Consider the following 17619-nt stretch of genomic DNA (forward strand, 5'->3'; position numbering starts at 1 on the left):
AAAATACTTAAATTTCCTTCTTTAATTTAAAAAAATTATAAAATAAAAAAAATACATTTTGTGTTAATACAAAATGTATTTTTATTTATTTATTTAGCAAAATCCACAGCTCTTATTTCTCTTATTACATTGATCTTAATTTGCCCTGGATACTCTAATTGTTCTTCAACACTTTTAGCTAAATTACGAGCTAACTCTATTGAACCAGCATCGTCTAATTGTTCTGGTTTAACCATAATTCTAATTTCTCTTCCAGCTTGAATGGCATATGACTTATCTACGCCCTCATAAGAATTTGCAATTTCTTCAAGTTTCTCTAATCTCTTAATATAAGCTTCTAGCGTTTCTCTTCTTGCTCCTGGTCTTGCTGCTGATATTGCATCAGCTGCTTGAACTAAAACAGCTTCTAAAGACATCATTTCCACATCCCCATGGTGAGCTGCAATAGCATTTACCACTAAAGGTGATTCGTGATACTTTTTAGCAAAATCTCCTCCGATCAAAGCATGAGGACCTTCTTGCTCTTGATCTATTGCCTTACCAATGTCATGCAATAAACCTGCTCTTTTAGCTAAATTCACATCAAGACCTAGCTCTGAAGCCATAACGCTTGCTAAGTATGCAACTTCTATTGAATGTTTTAAAACATTTTGACCATAGCTAGTTCTATACTTTAATCTTCCTAAAAGTCTTATAATTTCAGGATGTAAACCATGTACTCCTGTTTCTAAAGTCGCTTGTTCGCCTTCTTCTTTAATATCATTTTCAACATCTTTTTTGGCTCTTTCAACCATTTCTTCAATTCTAGCTGGATGTATTCTTCCATCTACAATTAATTTTTCAAGTGCTATTCTAGCTACTTCTCTTCTTATAGGATCAAAGCTAGATAAAATAACAGCTTCTGGAGTATCATCAATTATTAAATCTACTCCTGTTAATGTTTCGAGTGTTCTTATGTTTCTACCTTCTCTTCCAATAATTCTGCCTTTCATTTCATCATTTGGCAATGCAACAACATGAACTGTTGATTCAGATACATGATCAGCTGCACATCTTTGAATCGCAGTAGTTATAATTTCTCTAGACTTTTTATCAGCCTCTTCTTTAGCTTTTGATTCAATTTCTTTAATCAATAAAGCCGCATCGTGAGAAACTTCTTTTCTAACTTCTCCTAGAAGAATCTCTTTCGCTTCTTCTGATGTTAAATTAGAAATTCTTTCTAATTCTTCTCTTCTTTTTACATATAACTGCTGAACGTTTTCTTCCATTTGATCAATTTCTTGCAATCTCTTATTGATAGTTTCTTCTTTCTTTTCTAAAAGATCACTCTTTTTGTCTAAAGATTCTTCTCTTTGAAGAATTCTTCTTTCAAGCCTTTGAATTTCATTTCTTCTCTCTCGAGAATCTCTGTCTAAATCATTTCTTAGTCTGTGAACCTCTTCTTTAGCCTCTAAAATAGCTTCTTTTTTAGTTGATTCAGCTTCTTTTTTAGCTTTTTCCACTAAATCATCTGCTTCTTTTTCTAAAAATAAAACTTTCTTTTGTGTGGCTTTTTGTATAGCTTTGTATACGATAAAACCGAATACTACTAATAATAAAATATCGACCAATATCATTGGTAATATATTATCCAAACTAACACCTCCTCGTAAAATCTCTATTTATATTTGAATAGAGAACGTCTAGGTGCCATATTATTCTCACTGTCCCTATGAATATGATAAACCAGTATTTGTTATTATTTTACCTTAAAAACAAAATTATGTCAAGATTAGTTGATTGGTATATAGATATAAGAAATTATAGCTATATACTTCATTTTTAGTATTCCCTATTTAAATAAGTACTATTAAAGGACTATATAATTAATGTTAATTATATAGTCCTTTATTAGTACTTATTTATTTTCTTTTTTATCTATTTTTTTGCTTTTATCTTCCATTAAAGGTAATTCATGCTTTGCTCTTATCTTATTTTCAATTTCTAATGCAACTTCTGGATTTTCTTTTAAATATTGTTTAGCATTTTCTCTACCTTGACCTAATCTTATATCACCATAAGAGAACCAAGCTCCGCTCTTTTGAACAATATTTTCTTTAACACCAACATCAACAATATTACCAGTTCTAGAAATCCCCTCGTTGTACATAATATCAAATTCAGCTTGCTTAAATGGAGGTGCAACTTTATTTTTCATTATCTTAACTCTTGTTCTGTTACCAACAATTTCATCACCTTGTTTTATTGAATCTATTCTTCTAACATCCATTCTTACACTTGAATAGAACTTAAGAGCTCTACCACCAGTAGTTGTTTCTGGATTTCCAAACATAACTCCAACTTTTTCTCTTAATTGGTTTATAAAGATAACTACACATTTAGATTTATTAATTGTACCTGTTAATTTTCTTAATGCTTGAGACATTAATCTAGCTTGTAAACCAACATGAGAATCTCCCATTTCACCTTCTATTTCAGCTCTTGGAACTAAAGCTGCAACTGAGTCAACTACAAGAACATCTATAGCTCCTGATCTAACTAGTGCCTCAGCAATCTCAAGACCTTGTTCTCCTGTATCTGGTTGAGATACAATAAGACTTTCTGTATCTACTCCTAAATTTCTTGCATAGCTAGGATCTAATGCATGTTCAGCATCTACAAAAGCTACTGCTCCACCTAATTTTTGAGCTTCTGCAGCAATGTGTAATGCAACTGTTGTCTTACCTGAACTCTCTGGACCGTAAACTTCTATTATTCTTCCTCTAGGAACTCCACCAATTCCTAAAGCTATATCTAAATCAAGGCACCCAGTTGAAATTGAATCTATATTCAAAGTGCTGTGCTCACCTAATTTCATTATAGAACCTTTACCAAATTGCTTTTCAATTTGACTCATTGCATTCTCAATTGCTTTTAACTTATTTTCATCTATATTTGCCATAAAATAACCACCCTTTCATGAACATTTGTTCTTCTATGAATAAATTATAATTTATATTTAATTCATAGTCAACATTTATTATCTTTTTTTATATATTAAAAGTTCCTACTATAAAATATAGAAGGAACCTTTTTTTAAAATTATATCCATTTACTCCGCTTTTAAACATCTATTTCATAGAAATAGCATTTTTATTTTTTACAAAATAATCAATACCTGAAATAATTGTTATTAAAACAGCTATAAACATCATAGTTTCTGGTACATAAGCAAAGAAACCACTTAAGAAGCTATTATTATTTACAAAATTAATTGCACTTACAGAAGAATTAATATTTACTTTTATTAATAATAGTAATATTGCTATCATCTGTGTTACTGTTTTAATTTTTCCCCACCAGCTAGCTGCTATAACTATACCATCTGAAGCAGCTAATGTTCTTAATCCAGATACCGCAAACTCTCTTGCAAGAATAACAACTACAGCCCAACCTGGTACTAAATTAAGTTCGACTAAAGAAACCAATGCTGCTGTTACTAATAATTTATCTGCTAACGGATCCATAAATTTTCCGAAATTAGTTATTTGATTTCTACTTCTAGCTATATGACCATCTAATTGATCAGTTAATGATGCTATGATAAACACAACAGTAGCTATTATTGATCCATAAGGAATATCTTCTAGCGTTATAAAAATCAAAAAGACAGGAACTAAAAATATTCTAATCATTGTCAATTTATTTGCTAAATTCATCTAAAACCTCTCCTATTAAATCGTACTCCATAACATCATGAATCTTAACTTTTACTATATCACCTAAATTTAATGATTTTTCTTTTTTTATGTAAATAAGACCATCAATCTCAGGAGCCATTTCGTAGCTTCTTCCAGTGTAATATTCTCCATTATTTCCATCTATAATAATATCATAAATATTTCCTATTTTCAATTGATTTTGTGCTTTAACAACTTTTCTTTGAAGGGCCATAAGCTTCTTTTGACGATTTATTTTAACCTTTTCATCAACTTGACCTTCCATTTTAGCTGCTGGAGTATCCTCTTCTTGAGAATAAGCAAAAACTCCAACATTTTCTAATTTATATTCTTCTAAGAACTTTTCTAATTCTTCAAAGTTTTCATCTGTTTCTCCTGGGAATCCAACAATTAAAGATGTTCTTAATGCTATCCCTGGAACTTTAGCTCTTAAAGTCTCTATTTTATTTATAATAGCTTCTTTATTAGTTCTTCTTCCCATTTGTTTTAAAACACTACTACTGATATGTTGAATTGGTAAATCTAAATATTTAACAACTTTTTTATTATTTGCTATTTCTTCAATTAATTCATCAGTAATTTCTTCAGGGTAACAATATAAAAGTCTTATCCATTCAACACCTTCAATTTTAGATATCTTAGATACTAAATCATGAAGCATTCTTTTTCCATAAATATCAACACCATAATCAGTTAAATCTTGAGCAATTAAAATTATTTCCTTAACCCCATTATCCGCTAACATCTTTATTTCATCTAAAATATTTTTTTCTAATCTACTTCTAAACTTTCCTCTAATTTTAGGAATTATACAGTAAGTACAGAAATTATTACATCCTTCTGCAATTCTAACATAAGCTGTATGTTGTTTAGTTGTTAATAATCTAAGGCCTTCATTAATTCCCTCATCACTGTATGACGCAGATGAGATTCTTTTATGATCCTTTATAAAATCTAATATTAATTTATGCAATTTCATATAATCATTAACACCCATTAATATATCTATCTCTGGGATTAAATCTAATAATTCATCTCCATATCTTTGAGTTAAGCATCCTGTAGCAATAAGCATCTTGCAGTTATGTTTATTTTTATATTCTGCCATCTCTAAAATTGTATCTATAGATTCTTGTTTTGCACTTTCTATAAATCCACATGTATTAACAATAATTATGTCAGCTTTTTTTGCATCATTAGTTATCTCATAATGTTTGTTTATAGATCCTAATATTAATTCAGAATCAACTCTATTTTTATCGCACCCTAAGCTAACCATTCCAACTTTATATTTTTCCAAAATAATTTCCTCCTAAGTTCAAATAATAATATTTATTGTAATTTAACTACATTATATTTACAAGTATTTTATACTATTGATTATCATACACATCTTCTTTTTCAATCAATACTTGTCTTGGTTTGCTTCCATCCTTCTCAGAAATAACTCCACGCTCTTCCAATTCATCCATTATCCTGGATGCTCTATTAAATCCAACTCTCAACTTTCTTTGTATAAAGGATGTTGATGCTTGTTGATATTCAATAACTATTTTCATAGCCTCTTCTAATAACTCATCACCATCACTAGTTGTTACAGCTTCACTACTAACTTCATTATTTATATGATTTAATATATCTTCTGAATAATCCATATCTTCATCAGCCTGTTTTATAAATTCAACTACATTTTCTACCTCTTCTTCAGAGATAAACGCTCCTTGAACTCTAACTGGCTTATTTTCACCAATAGGATAATAAAGCATATCCCCTCTTCCTAGTAGTTTTTCTGCTCCAACTTGATCAAGTATAGTTCTTGAGTCTGTTCCAGAAGAAACAGCAAAGGAAACTCTTGATGGTATATTAGCCTTTATAACACCTGTTATTACATCTACTGATGGTCTTTGAGTAGCTATAATCAAATGCATACCTGCCGCTCTAGCCATCTGTGCTAATCTACAAATATAATCTTCCACATCATTTGGACATGCCATCATTAAATCTGCAAGCTCATCTACAATAACTACTATATAAGGTAACTTTTCTTGTATTTCACCTTTTTCAAATAAATTATTATAAGATCCTATATTTTTAACTTTCATTTGCGAGAATAAGTTGTATCTTTTATTCATCTCATTAACTGCCCAATTTAAAGCTCCAGCAGCTTTTTTAGGATCTGTTACTACAGGAATTAATAAATGTGGTATTCCATTATAAACACTTAACTCAACAACTTTTGGATCAACCATAAGAAGCTTAACTTGTTCAGGTGAATATTTATATAACAAACTTATTATAAGAGAGTTTATACAAACAGATTTTCCCGATCCCGTTGCCCCAGCTATTAACATATGTGGCATTTTACTTAAATCACCAACAATACACTTTCCAGTGATATCTTTACCTAATGCAAAAGCTAAATTTTTATTAGTACTTGTAAATTCCTTAGAATCAAGAACTTCCCTTAAAAATACTGGAGATTGCTTCTTATTAGGCACTTCAATACCAATAGCTGCTTTCCCTGGAATTGGCGCTTCCATTCTAACTCCATCAGCTGCTAACCCTAAAGCAATATCATCTTGTAAATTTACTATTTTAGATACTTTAACTCCAGGACTTGGTTGTAATTCAAATCTTGTTACAGAAGGCCCTTTAGTAACTTGTACTACTTTAGCTTCAACCCCGAAATTAGAAAGAGTTTCTTCTAATTTATTTGCATTTTCAATTAAATCTTTTTTATCTTCATTTTTTAATTTAAGTTTAGAATTTACATTTAATAAATCCATAGTAGGAAATAAATAATCTTTTTTTACACTTTCACCTACTTGATTTATTGAATGTTCTATCTCTTTACTTAAAACTTCTTTATCTTCATGAGATAAATTTTTATTATGCTTCTTTAAATTATTTTTTTCATTTTCTACGAAATTCTCTTTACTATACACTTCAGTATTCTCTAAATTAAAATCTTGAAGAGGATTAGAATCTTGAAGCTCTGAATTTTTCATAAAGTCTAGTATTTGTATTTTATTGTTTATTCCCTTTATAAATTCTTCCTTTTCATTTGCAACATCCGGAACAACAACTTCAATAGTGTCATTACTAATAACTTTTTCTCTTTTCTTTTTAGGATTTACTTTCTTATTTTCATTTTTCGAAAATCCAATGCCTATAAATGCAGTTATCATATTCTTAACCTTTATATAAATATCATATAAAGTTATATCCATTAACAATATCATACCAATCAAAACTAAAGTGCTATACAATATATAGCTTCCTATATATCCAATAAGCTTTGATAACGGATATGTAATTAAAAAACCAAAAAATCCTCCATGAAGAGAATAATTATCTGAAAAATGCATTTTTTTAATCATTTCTAAAAAACCTTCATTATTATATGCAGATCCGCTCATAAACTGAATAGACATTGTACTGCAAAATAGCCAAATAACAATAGCTAATAAGGTAATACTAAAAAATCTTCTAGAATATTTTATTGTTCCCTTAGACCTTATTGTATCTATTCCGAAATAAATAAGATACACCGGTATAAGATATACCACTACCCCAAACATGTTATACATGGTTCTTCTAGATAATACAGATAAAATACCTGCTAAATCTGTATAAGTTGAAAATGCTAATAATATTCCTATAGCTATATATAATACCGCTTTAACATCCCCCTTCTTTTCAATAGATTCACTACCTTTCTTTTTTGAATTTCTTTTTTTACTCCCTGTTCCCATCAAATCACCTCTATATTAAAAAAACATCATTTTTAGCAAATTTTATTATATTATAGCTTATAAATATTTTAAACACATTTCAACTAAAAAAGAAACTCCTTTACAGGAATTTCTTTTTCTTTTATTTTATTTATTTTTTTCTTGTTTTTCTCTTATAAGCTCATCTAATTTATCCAAAGCATCTTTTATGCCACCAACATTGTCTATTAAGCCACATTCAACAGCTTGTTGACCAATTAAAATTGTTCCCATATCATTTAGTAATTCATCTGATTTTAACATCATACGCTCTAACTCATCTCTATCTATTTTTGATGTTCTCACAATAAAATTATTTATACGTTCTTGCATTTTTTTAAAATAATGGAATGTTTGAGCAACACCGATAACAAAACCATTCATTCTAACAGGATGAACTATCATTGTAGCTGACGGAGTAATAAATGAATAATCTGCAGAGGTTGCTAATGGAACCCCTATAGAATGGCCTCCTCCAATTACAATTGAAACTGTTGGTTTTGATAAAGAACATATCATTTCTGATATGGCTAAACCTGCCTCAACATCTCCACCTACGGTATTTAATACAATTAGTATACCTTTTACCTTATCATTTTGCTCCATTGAAATTAATTGTGGTATTATATGTTCATACTTTGTAGCTTTAGTTTGAGGTGGTAAAACTACATGACCTTCTATTTGACCTATTATCGGTAATATTTGAATACTTTGATCAGGACCAGTCATATTATTTGTTCCTAATTCCTTGATTTCAGAAACTTTCGCTTGTTCTTTTTTTAGTTTTTCTTCCTCATTATCTTCTTGTTTTTCTTCTTCAGTTACACTCATGCATTTTAATTGTTGGTCAATATCTTTTTCATAATTTTCATTATTCATAATTCTTTAGTTACCTCCATATAAATATTTATTTTTTTACTGTATTTTAAATATGATCTTACCCTCTAATATCCAAAACAACAGCATAAAGTATTTTTCCGTTTTTATAAGTTCCTTCAACTCCAACTACTATTTTCTTATCTAATTCTGGAACTCTTATAGTCCCTCTCTTCATTTCTAATTCTTTAATTTCATCACCCCATATATAAGCTCTAACTTTTATAGGCTCTTCACTAAATTCAAAGTTTATTACTTCTCCAGCTCTAACTTTCAAAGAAGGCTTTTTTAAAAGCAGTTGATAATCGTCGAAGTTAGTTTTGTCTAGCTCACTCTCAGTATTTTCATTTTCTATAACAAAATGATATGAGCATAAATATTTAGTTGAGTGCTTTCCCCTTAATCTTACTATTAAAGAAGGTATATACTCACTTTCTTTACTTTTTTTCTCCTTCTTATCATCCTTATTATTCTCATCCTTTTTTTCTACATTTTCAATTTCATTCTCTCCTAACTCTTCTCTCTTTTCTTGTTCTTTTTTTCTAATTTCCTCTAGCCTTTGTTGGTCTATTTGTCTCCTTTCCTCTTTTAATTCCTTTTTCAACTCTTCTAAAGTTTTATATGGCTCATTTTCTATATTTTCGTCCTGATCTGTACTTTTCTTTTCTTCTGTAACGTCAGTTGGTTCCGAATATGCCATACCACAATTTAAAGCTATTAAAATAATTAAAATTAAGCTAAATAGAACTGTATTTTTTTTCATCATACAACACCTCTAGAGTTTCTTTCTAAAATAGTTTTCCCCTAATATTACAAATAAATTTATTATAAATAAAAAAGTGCACCAAAAATTTGATACACTTTTTGGTACACTAAGCTATAAATTACCAGCAACCGCCACCGAAGAATAATAATAAAATTATCCACCAAGCCCAGCCGCCACAGCCACATCCTCCGTAGCCGCCCCAGCCGCCACAATTACCATAGCCGCCATAGCCGCCACAACCTCCGTAACCGCCGCATCCGCAATTGTTATAATTGCAAGGAGTACAACAAGTACAACAACAATTATTTTGGCAGCAATTGTTTCTTCTGCAACAACACTTCTTTGACATGTTTCCCATCTCCTATCATTGGTACTTTAATATATAATATTCAACTTTACTTTTTTATGTTCACCAATCTGAATATATTCTTTATAATTAGACATGATTTATATTTTTTGTTATTATAATCATATATGGTAATCTAAGGAGTGATACAAGTATGAATACCAATCGAAATAGACTTATAGCACCTAGAAATGTTGTTAATACAAAAATGCTATATTCATTTTATATATTAAAGGAATTATCAAAAGGAGAAGTTATATTCGGTAATAAGGTACTTGAAGCATTTAAAGATGTATTTCAAAGTTCAAATTTACCATTTCCAGTATCCTCAAGTACAATTTACGAAACACTATATGATCTTGAAAGCAAAGGTTATGTCATAAGTAAATGGACAGGTGATGATTTCTTAAATAAAAGAAGCAAAAAAATCTATTCTATCACCGATGACGGTGTTTATTATTATAAGCATCACATAGCTGATTATATAGATAATTTAAAAAGAACCAAAAACACTTTAGATTTGATGATTGAAATGTTGAAATAGAATAAAAGATGATGAGTATATTTCATCATCTTTTATTTTTCATGTTCCGAGTTGCAAATTTCATCTAAAGACTTAAGAACATTTCTATATCCCTCTTTCATTAAAGAATCATTACATAAATCCTTATAACCGATATAATCAATATTCTTAGATAAAACTTTTAAATAATTACTTCCATAAATCTTTTCCAAAACATTTTTGTAGGCATTTCTAACAGTAATGATATCTACAGAGCCATTACGCCAATAAAATTCAACCATCTTGGAGCATTCTTCTAAAATTCCATATAGTTGATATATATAGCTTAACTCCTTTAAAGAATACTCTCCACATAAAGATGCAACTATTTTGTGATATTCTTTATAAATAGGTATACAATTGTAAAAAGAATAATTATCTTCTTTTTGCAAATATCTTATACTTTGATATATTGCATTCCAAAAATCTAATCTAATAATATTTGCATTAACATACTTTTCTTCACATTTACATTGCTGTTGATAATTTAAATTTTCTTTTTGAAGCCTCTTTTGTTCATGCAAGGAAAATTTACTTATAAACCAACTACAAATAGCTCCAATTGCCGAACCTAACACCAATCCTCCTGCGGATATTAAAGCCGTAACAAGTGCAATAGGCAAAAAAATCACTCCTTACACATAATATTATGCAATATAATTGCCACATAAATATTATTTTTATAATTTTAATATTTTATGTCTATTTTTAAACTTTTGCATAATATATTTATTGATAACAATTATAAAAGGAGGAATAAACTTGTCTTTTGCAATGAGTAATTATATGAAGTCATCATATATAAAAAGGATTTCATTAGAAAAATGTATCAAGAATAACAATAAATTAGTTCTTTATTTTTCATCTAAGGATTACGATAAACTAAACTTTTCTATGATAATAATAAAAAATACTAAAAATAGAGAAGAATTAATTTGTCCATTTTCAACTGATTTACCAAATACATTAACCCTTGATTTAAGTAATCTTTGGTTTTATTTTACTGATTACGAAGGTTCTATTTTTATAAACGCTCAAAATAGTACAAGCGAAACAATACTAATCCCTATATTACCAGAAAAAAATATAATAACCTTTGAAAATAATATAAATAATACAGATTTTAAATGGTTTATAAGAGTTTTAGATAATGGTGAACTACGACTTTCTAGTATAGTTAACAAAAAAACACTAGGCTAATCCCCTAGTGTTTTTTATTAAAACTATTTTCCCATTTTTGTTTGATTCATAGTTAACTTTATTTCATATAATTCATCTTTTAACTTATTAATAATATCATTTGCTTCCTTTAATTCTTTAGTATTAATTTCATCGTATTCCTTTAAAACCCTATCCTTTTCTAGGTTAATTTTTGCTATTTCATTAGCTTTTTCAAGCAATATTTCCTGTATTTGTTTATTTAATCCATTACTATATTCTTTATACTCATTTCTTTCTTTTCTTAATTCAGCAATTTCAACAGTATATCTTTCATTCTCCTTCTTTAAATATTCAAAACTTTGAGAATCTATTTTTGATTCAGTTAACTGGGCTTCTAATATTCTTAACTTTTCCTTTAAATTAGCATTTTCTTCTTTAAAAGATCTATTTTCTGCAGTTACCTCTGAAAGAGATGATATATGCAACTGTAGATTTTCAATAATTTTAGCCTTTTCGTTTAATTCTTTCTCAACTGTAGTTAACGCCAAGTTAACTCTACTAAAACTTTCTTTTGTATCTTCCAATTCTTTACTTCTATTATTAGTTTCTACTTCATTTTCCCTTATTTTTTTTAGCAAAGAATTATTTTCATCCTGCAATAAAGATATAACTCTGTCTTTTTTCTTCATTTCATTCTTAATTTTCTCTGTACATTTATCTTCTATATATGTAGCCATCTCCAAAGAATTAACAAAGCAGCCCTTTATAGACTCCATAAGGAAATTAAATCTTTCAATTTCAGCTTTTCTATCTGAAAATTTATCATTACTATCTAATTTAAAGACTTCGTATTGATTTAGTAATGCAATTACCATACTTTCGGCATCTTCAAAGCTTGTTTGAAGCAAATTTAGTCTTTCTTTTGTAGATTTTTTTAATTTTAATCCTTTAGTTTCTATTTTTTCTTTATCTTCTTGTGGTAAGTCAATATTATTCACTTCATTCTCAACAGTTATTTCACTATTCTTTTCATCTATTTTATCTTCATTTTCGCTAATTTTATCATTATTTTTCATCACACTAAAACCTCTTTCATTTTTACTTTAGTTAACCATAGTTAACTAAGTTAACTATGGTTAACTTTACATTTTAATTATAACATATAAAAAAATGAAATTCTATAAAAATTTAGCAATATTGTTTGAAATAAAAACTGCGCACATTCCCGAATGTGCGCAGTTTTTTATATAAACGTTGATATTAAGCCATTTCTATGGTATCATAAATATATAAAAATACAAAATACGCAGTTTTTAAAAATAAAATGCGCAGTTTTATTTTGGGTAAAAATCGATTTGTACGAGAAAGGAAATTTTAAATGAATTTAAATGATGAAATGCTAGAGATGATGAAATTCTACGAATTTTATAAACAAATGAAAGCACATGAAGAAAATAATGAGTTTACTAATAAAACTAAAGAAAATCTACCCAAAACAGAGGGAGCAAACAATATTTCTAAAAAAATAGCTCAAAAAACAGAGGGAGCAATTTTAAATGATAAAATTTCAAGTAAATTTGGTGAAAATATAAAAGAAGAGGGTAAAAAGAAAAATTATAAAGCAACAAGACCATTAGAGGTAGAAGAATATGAAACGATAATAAAATTATGTAAAGAAGGATTTAGTTATTATGATAAAAACACAGGGAGAGAAAAAAAATTTAGGCCTAATCCATCTTTGGCATTTGCTTTAGCACTTCAAGCAACGTTAGGATTTAGAGCTTCAGATATAGTTAATTTAAAGGTTTCAGATTTTAATAGAAGTAAATTTGCCATAAAAGAAATAAAAACAGGTAAGTGGCAAAATAGAGATTTAAATGATGCAATGTATAATAAATTATTAGAATATGCTGTAAATAATAAATTAGATAAGGATGATTTTATTTACCCAAACAAAGTAAGAAACATGCAACAACAATTAAAAATAATTACTGATTATTTAGGATACAAAAATATTGGTACACACTCATTTAGAAAACTTTTTGCTCATACATTATATGAAGAATCAGGATACGATATCGAATTAGTTAGACATGTACTAAATCATTCTGATATAAAAACAACTATGAGATATTTAGGTGTAAGTATGAAGAAGTTAAAAGAGATGAGTAGTAAAATTGACTTCTCTTATGCACTATAAAACAGAGGGAGCAAATAAAAATTATAAACTATAAGCTTAAATTTATACATTATCTAATATTATTAAGAGGAAGTGCTATATGAATAAATTTGCAAAAGTAATTATAGATAGGCCTTTAGGGAGTTATCATCCCACTCATAAAGATATTTGCTACACTGTAAATTACGGCTATATTCCAGGAACTATAGCTGGTGATCTCGAAGAACAAGATGCTTATATTCTGGGCGTAGACATCCCCTTGCAAGAATTTGAAGGAGAAGTTATTGCTATAATACATAGAAAAGATGATATTGAAGATAAATGGGTTGTTATACCTACAGGCACTAAACTATCTGAAAAACAAATTCAAGAATTAGTACATTTCCAAGAACAATATTTTGATATCTTTATTGAGATGCTTATATAAACTGTTTAATTCTTATCTATATAAAACTGTTATATTAAAATATTGGTAACAACAATTTAATATAACAGTTTTATGTAATAGTCAATATTAATACTTCTTACAATAGGTATTTATAAAGAAATAATTAATTTCAATATAAAATTTTTAATAAAATTTCATATTCATATAAATTAAGATATAATAAACAAGCCACTACACTCTTAAAATACTGGCCAAGTTATTTTTAATATTTTATATAATATTAAAACCCTACTATATATTTAAAAATTTATATATTTAGTTTCTTTAACTTTATATTTTTCCATGCTATATAACTATTTACTTCATATATTGATTTATAATCAACATCATTTTCTTCAATTAGTGCCCTATTATTTTTATAATTGAACAATCTAAAATATAAATAATGATCCAGATATTTAGTTGCAACTCCCCTAAATTTAACAAGCCATCTTTTTGTATTATTAGAATAACACTTATCTATAATAGTATTACATTGTGGTTTTAATTTTGTTTTATAAATCTCATTAAATGCTTCAGAAAAAGCTTTTAACTTTCCATCAAAATGTCCTACAACATAGGCACCTTTCTCCAGTCTAGGAAGTATATTATCACGCACTTCATATATACCAAAAATATTTCGTGCTGCAAAAATGGGAATTGAATCTGAAATATTATTTATTGCATTTACAACTACGATTTTATCTCTTCTTTTATTTTCAATTTCTCTAGAGCCTTTAAAATTCTCAGTTATTATCATCTTACTTAATTCAACATGATTATTTATTTTTTCAATATAATATTTCCTTTTTAAATAAAATAAACACCTATGCCTCCAGAAAAAAGATGTAACAATTGTTATATTTAATTTTTCTGCACATTGCCTTATTGTAAGTCCTTCATTTAATAAAGAAAAATACTCTTGAAACTTTTGTTTAAATTTTTTAGAGTATCTAAATACATTATAAGTTTCACTTGTAAAAGTTTTGCCACAATTAATATTTTTACATTTATATCTTTGGGCTTTATTATAATTACCATATTTAATAAATTCTTTATTTTTACAGTACGGGCATTTATCTATAGTTTTATTTTTTAACATTATAAAATTACTATCATTTATATTAGAATTAATTACTTTATTTTTAGAGATATTTTTAATTAAGTTCTTATAAATATTATCCATATTATCACCAATCGTAATTATTAACAGGTTTATATGATTTTAAACATATATACTTAATTTAAAATCCATCTGGACAATAATGATACAAGGATTCTTAAAAATAGCTTTATACTTAAAATACTTATATACTTGGTACAATACCACGATGTTTTACAGATAACTCTATAAAATGTTCTAAAAATTTAAAGAGTAGATAGAATCATATATATTAAAATTCTATCTACTCTTTATAAATAACCGAAAACTATCAATATATTAAGATGATGATGCACTTGAAGCTGCTGCTGAAGAAGCGGCTATTATAGCTGTTTGCATAGCTATAACAACTGTTAATGCTACATTATTTGTACTATCTATAAGACTATCTTTTAAATCATTATCTAAATTATCTAAATACTCCATAGATACTAAAACTGTAGAAAGCATGTTTCTTAATTGACTTCCTAATGCAAAATTTCCAAATCCCTTATGAGTTTTTAACTCCTTACTTAATTCAACTACATTCTTTGTAAAGCCTTCTTTATTGTCAGTTAAAAAGCTAACAATTCCTAATAGAGGTAAATAAAAATCCTTTAATGGAACTTTATTTTCCTTTAAAACATAATACATTTCTATTACTTTTTCACACTTATCTTTTGAAGATAAATTTATTAATGATAATATATGTGATAAAGCTTGAATATTATTACTTGAAGAAATCTTTTCTCTTTTTATTAACTCATAACATTCTTCAATATCAGTAAATGTTTTTTCAATATCTGAAGATGTAGTAGCAATTATAGCTGCGGAAGAAATATCTTCTCTTCCAGTTAAAAACCTATGGCTTTTTCTCATATAATCATAAGCAACTTTTGTATTTCTTACCGCAAGATCAACATCAACTCTATATCTAGCGTTAAAAATTATTTGAGATGCTATAATTAAATACTCACTACTTGAAAATTCTTCTTTTAATTTATCGTAAATAGAAATTATTTCTTTTAAGCTACTTTCCATATCCTCTTCTAAAGAAATAGTTATCGCTGTAGTTAATCTATTTGTTCCCCTAAAATTTGAAAATACAGATGTGTTTTCTTTTATTTTTTGTAAAGCTAAATTAATTCTCTCTGAATCAATTTTATTATTTTTAATAGTAACTTCTAAAGCACTACACTTCTTTTGGACCTCATACATATTCCAAGAGCCCTTAATATTTTTTAAAGCATTATCATTTTCTAAAAATAAGTTGATTTTTTCGTTCATAATTTTCACCCCACAATTTTCCTTAAGTTAATTATAAGTTATCAATTACTGCTTTTCAATATATTTTTTACTATTTTTAAAAATATTGTTTACTCTATATACTACTTTAGTTTCTATTCAATCATTTTTAAATATTATCTCTCTTTAATATTTCTCTTGCTCTATATAAAGAATCTTTAGAATTATACCAGGGTTCATTTTGATATCTATAGTCAAATTTATTAATGAACCATTCTAAATCATTTTCTAACTCTTTACAATATTTAAGTTGAACTGCAGTTATTTCTTCTTTAAATATTTCAAAATCATTTTTATTGAATTTATCTTTAGCACCATTAAGAAGTAGCTTATTATGCTTAAAACAAAAACATTGTTGTGATCTAAAATTCTCTCTAAAAGAGTTTGTATTCTTCCATAAATCTAAAGTAATATCAATATCCATATTCATAGCTTTAAGATTTACCTTCTCACAAACAAAGCACTTTTTGTCATTTGATTTTTTCATAAACAGTTTTGTTTTCTTATTTTCAATTTGTCCACTTTCCATTTTTCTTATTTCTAATGTAATAAGCTTTTTAAGCATTATAGCCATTCCTAACTTATCTTGCATATCTTCGATTTTACTCATATGATAATCACAAAATGTATACTCGTTCCCAAACTTAGGGAAGAATTCTAAATCCATAACTAAATCTGTAGATATAGCATTTAGTACTTGGTTTTCAAAATCCTCTATACATCTACATAAAGCACACTTTTCTTTCTTTTCAAAGCTCTCATAAATTCTAATATGTTCAATACTTAGTTTCTCTAATTCCCCATTTACCATATACTTCTCCATTTCTTTAATTTTATAGCCACTTTGATTTTAAAATTAAATTTCCAGTATTTTTGTATTAAATCTAATTATAATAAACTTATTTATGCAACTTAAAATCTCTCTAGTTAATATGCTAACATAAGTATTATTTGTTTTATTATACCATATATTGTTTTGCTAAACTTAATATTCATTCTGTACACTATAAATATAGTAAAACGTATTTTTTTTAGTTATACATAATAATACCTCTTTATATGAATTAATTAAAAAAGTTAGTAAACACTAATAAAAAGTATATATGAGGTGATTATTTGAATAAGAAAATTTTATTATTACTTATATTAATACTATTATTCATTAACTATTCCACTACTAGCATTCAAGCAGATACTGCTATTAATTTACAAGAAAATGAAGAGGAATTATATCACGATATAATTGTTACCTTAATTTCTCCACAAGTACAAAAAGCAATTTTGAATTACTATGGAGAAGAATATTTATTTGATCTTTGGGATGTAAAAATATTAAATATACAAAGACCCCAAGGAGAGCGTAC

16 protein-coding genes and 1 pseudogene are annotated in these 17619 nt (G+C 27.3%); 5 read left to right on the top strand and 12 right to left on the bottom strand.

The annotated features are described in order from the left end of the window. Positions 1-89 precede the first annotated feature (89 nt). The 7 genes from rny to HCG76_RS03650 all read right to left on the bottom strand — a co-directional run bounded on the left by rny (position 90) and on the right by HCG76_RS03650 (position 9134). The gene (rny, locus tag HCG76_RS03620; RefSeq protein ID WP_221698735.1) at positions 90-1616 is read right to left on the bottom strand and encodes a ribonuclease Y; all 1527 of its coding nucleotides are present in this window, start codon (positions 1614-1616) and stop codon (positions 90-92) included. 281 nt (positions 1617-1897) lie between these two features. Then, complete coding sequence (gene recA, locus HCG76_RS03625) at positions 1898-2941, bottom strand: recombinase RecA (RefSeq protein ID WP_195987955.1); 1044 nt, start codon at positions 2939-2941, stop codon at positions 1898-1900. Positions 2942-3110: 169 nt separating this feature from the next. Continuing rightward, on the bottom strand, positions 3111-3698 hold the full coding sequence (pgsA, locus tag HCG76_RS03630) for a CDP-diacylglycerol--glycerol-3-phosphate 3-phosphatidyltransferase (RefSeq protein WP_221698597.1): 588 nt from the start codon (positions 3696-3698) through the stop codon (positions 3111-3113). Then, positions 3682-5019, bottom strand: coding sequence for a 30S ribosomal protein S12 methylthiotransferase RimO (rimO, locus tag HCG76_RS03635; RefSeq protein ID WP_221698596.1), 1338 nt, complete (start codon positions 5017-5019; stop codon positions 3682-3684). Before rimO ends, pgsA begins: the two co-directional genes overlap by 17 nt. A gap of 73 nt (positions 5020-5092) precedes the next feature. Next, on the bottom strand, positions 5093-7474 hold the full coding sequence (locus HCG76_RS03640) for an FtsK/SpoIIIE family DNA translocase (RefSeq protein WP_221698595.1): 2382 nt from the start codon (positions 7472-7474) through the stop codon (positions 5093-5095). A gap of 126 nt (positions 7475-7600) precedes the next feature. After that, positions 7601-8371 carry a ClpP family protease gene (locus tag HCG76_RS03645; RefSeq protein WP_370778398.1) on the bottom strand — a complete coding sequence of 257 codons (771 nt, stop codon included), beginning with the start codon at positions 8369-8371 and terminating at the stop codon, positions 7601-7603. Between the two features lie 58 nt (positions 8372-8429). Continuing rightward, positions 8430-9134: a hypothetical protein gene (locus tag HCG76_RS03650; RefSeq protein ID WP_221698594.1), complete on the bottom strand. Its 705-nt coding sequence runs from the start codon at positions 9132-9134 to the stop codon at positions 8430-8432. Between the two features lie 500 nt (positions 9135-9634). On the opposite strand from HCG76_RS03650, the gene HCG76_RS03655 reads away from it, so the two are divergent. Further along, positions 9635-10024: a PadR family transcriptional regulator gene (locus HCG76_RS03655; protein WP_195987971.1), complete on the top strand. Its 390-nt coding sequence runs from the start codon at positions 9635-9637 to the stop codon at positions 10022-10024. Positions 10025-10056: 32 nt separating this feature from the next. Here HCG76_RS03655 and HCG76_RS03660 read toward each other — a convergent pair whose 3' ends face one another. Further along, positions 10057-10665, bottom strand: coding sequence for a hypothetical protein (locus HCG76_RS03660; RefSeq protein WP_221698593.1), 609 nt, complete (start codon positions 10663-10665; stop codon positions 10057-10059). 139 nt (positions 10666-10804) lie between these two features. On the opposite strand from HCG76_RS03660, the gene HCG76_RS03665 reads away from it, so the two are divergent. After that, positions 10805-11242, top strand: coding sequence for a hypothetical protein (locus tag HCG76_RS03665; protein ID WP_221698592.1), 438 nt, complete (start codon positions 10805-10807; stop codon positions 11240-11242). A gap of 23 nt (positions 11243-11265) precedes the next feature. On the opposite strand, the gene HCG76_RS03670 is transcribed toward HCG76_RS03665, so the two are convergent. Next, positions 11266-12282, bottom strand: coding sequence for an ELKS/Rab6-interacting/CAST family protein (locus tag HCG76_RS03670; RefSeq protein ID WP_221698591.1), 1017 nt, complete (start codon positions 12280-12282; stop codon positions 11266-11268). Positions 12283-12581: 299 nt separating this feature from the next. On the opposite strand from HCG76_RS03670, the gene HCG76_RS03675 reads away from it, so the two are divergent. Both HCG76_RS03675 and HCG76_RS03680 read left to right on the top strand, forming a co-directional pair. After that, on the top strand, positions 12582-13403 hold the full coding sequence (locus HCG76_RS03675) for a tyrosine-type recombinase/integrase (RefSeq protein ID WP_221698590.1): 822 nt from the start codon (positions 12582-12584) through the stop codon (positions 13401-13403). Positions 13404-13482: 79 nt separating this feature from the next. After that, entirely contained in the window at positions 13483-13809 is a 327-nt protein-coding gene (locus HCG76_RS03680; protein ID WP_221698589.1) for an inorganic diphosphatase, read from the top strand. 268 nt (positions 13810-14077) lie between these two features. On the opposite strand, the gene HCG76_RS03685 is transcribed toward HCG76_RS03680, so the two are convergent. The 3 genes from HCG76_RS03685 to HCG76_RS03695 form a co-directional block, all read right to left on the bottom strand. Continuing rightward, positions 14078-14995: a transposase-like zinc-binding domain-containing protein gene (locus HCG76_RS03685; protein WP_221698588.1), complete on the bottom strand. Its 918-nt coding sequence runs from the start codon at positions 14993-14995 to the stop codon at positions 14078-14080. Between the two features lie 255 nt (positions 14996-15250). Next, a complete protein-coding gene (locus HCG76_RS03690) occupies positions 15251-16237 on the bottom strand; it encodes a DUF4003 family protein (protein WP_221698587.1) in 987 nt (328 codons plus the stop codon). Between the two features lie 127 nt (positions 16238-16364). Next, the gene (locus HCG76_RS03695; protein WP_221698586.1) at positions 16365-17066 is read right to left on the bottom strand and encodes a DUF6062 family protein; all 702 of its coding nucleotides are present in this window, start codon (positions 17064-17066) and stop codon (positions 16365-16367) included. A gap of 305 nt (positions 17067-17371) precedes the next feature. On the opposite strand from HCG76_RS03695, the pseudogene HCG76_RS19490 reads away from it, so the two are divergent. After that, positions 17372-17614 (top strand): annotated as a pseudogene (locus tag HCG76_RS19490) (DUF3888 domain-containing protein); the annotation flags it as partial. Between the last annotated feature and the right edge of the window lie 5 nt (positions 17615-17619).

The organism is Clostridium sp. K13 (genome assembly GCF_019734195.1).
In the GTDB taxonomy this organism is placed as follows: domain Bacteria; phylum Bacillota; class Clostridia; order Clostridiales; family Clostridiaceae; genus Clostridium.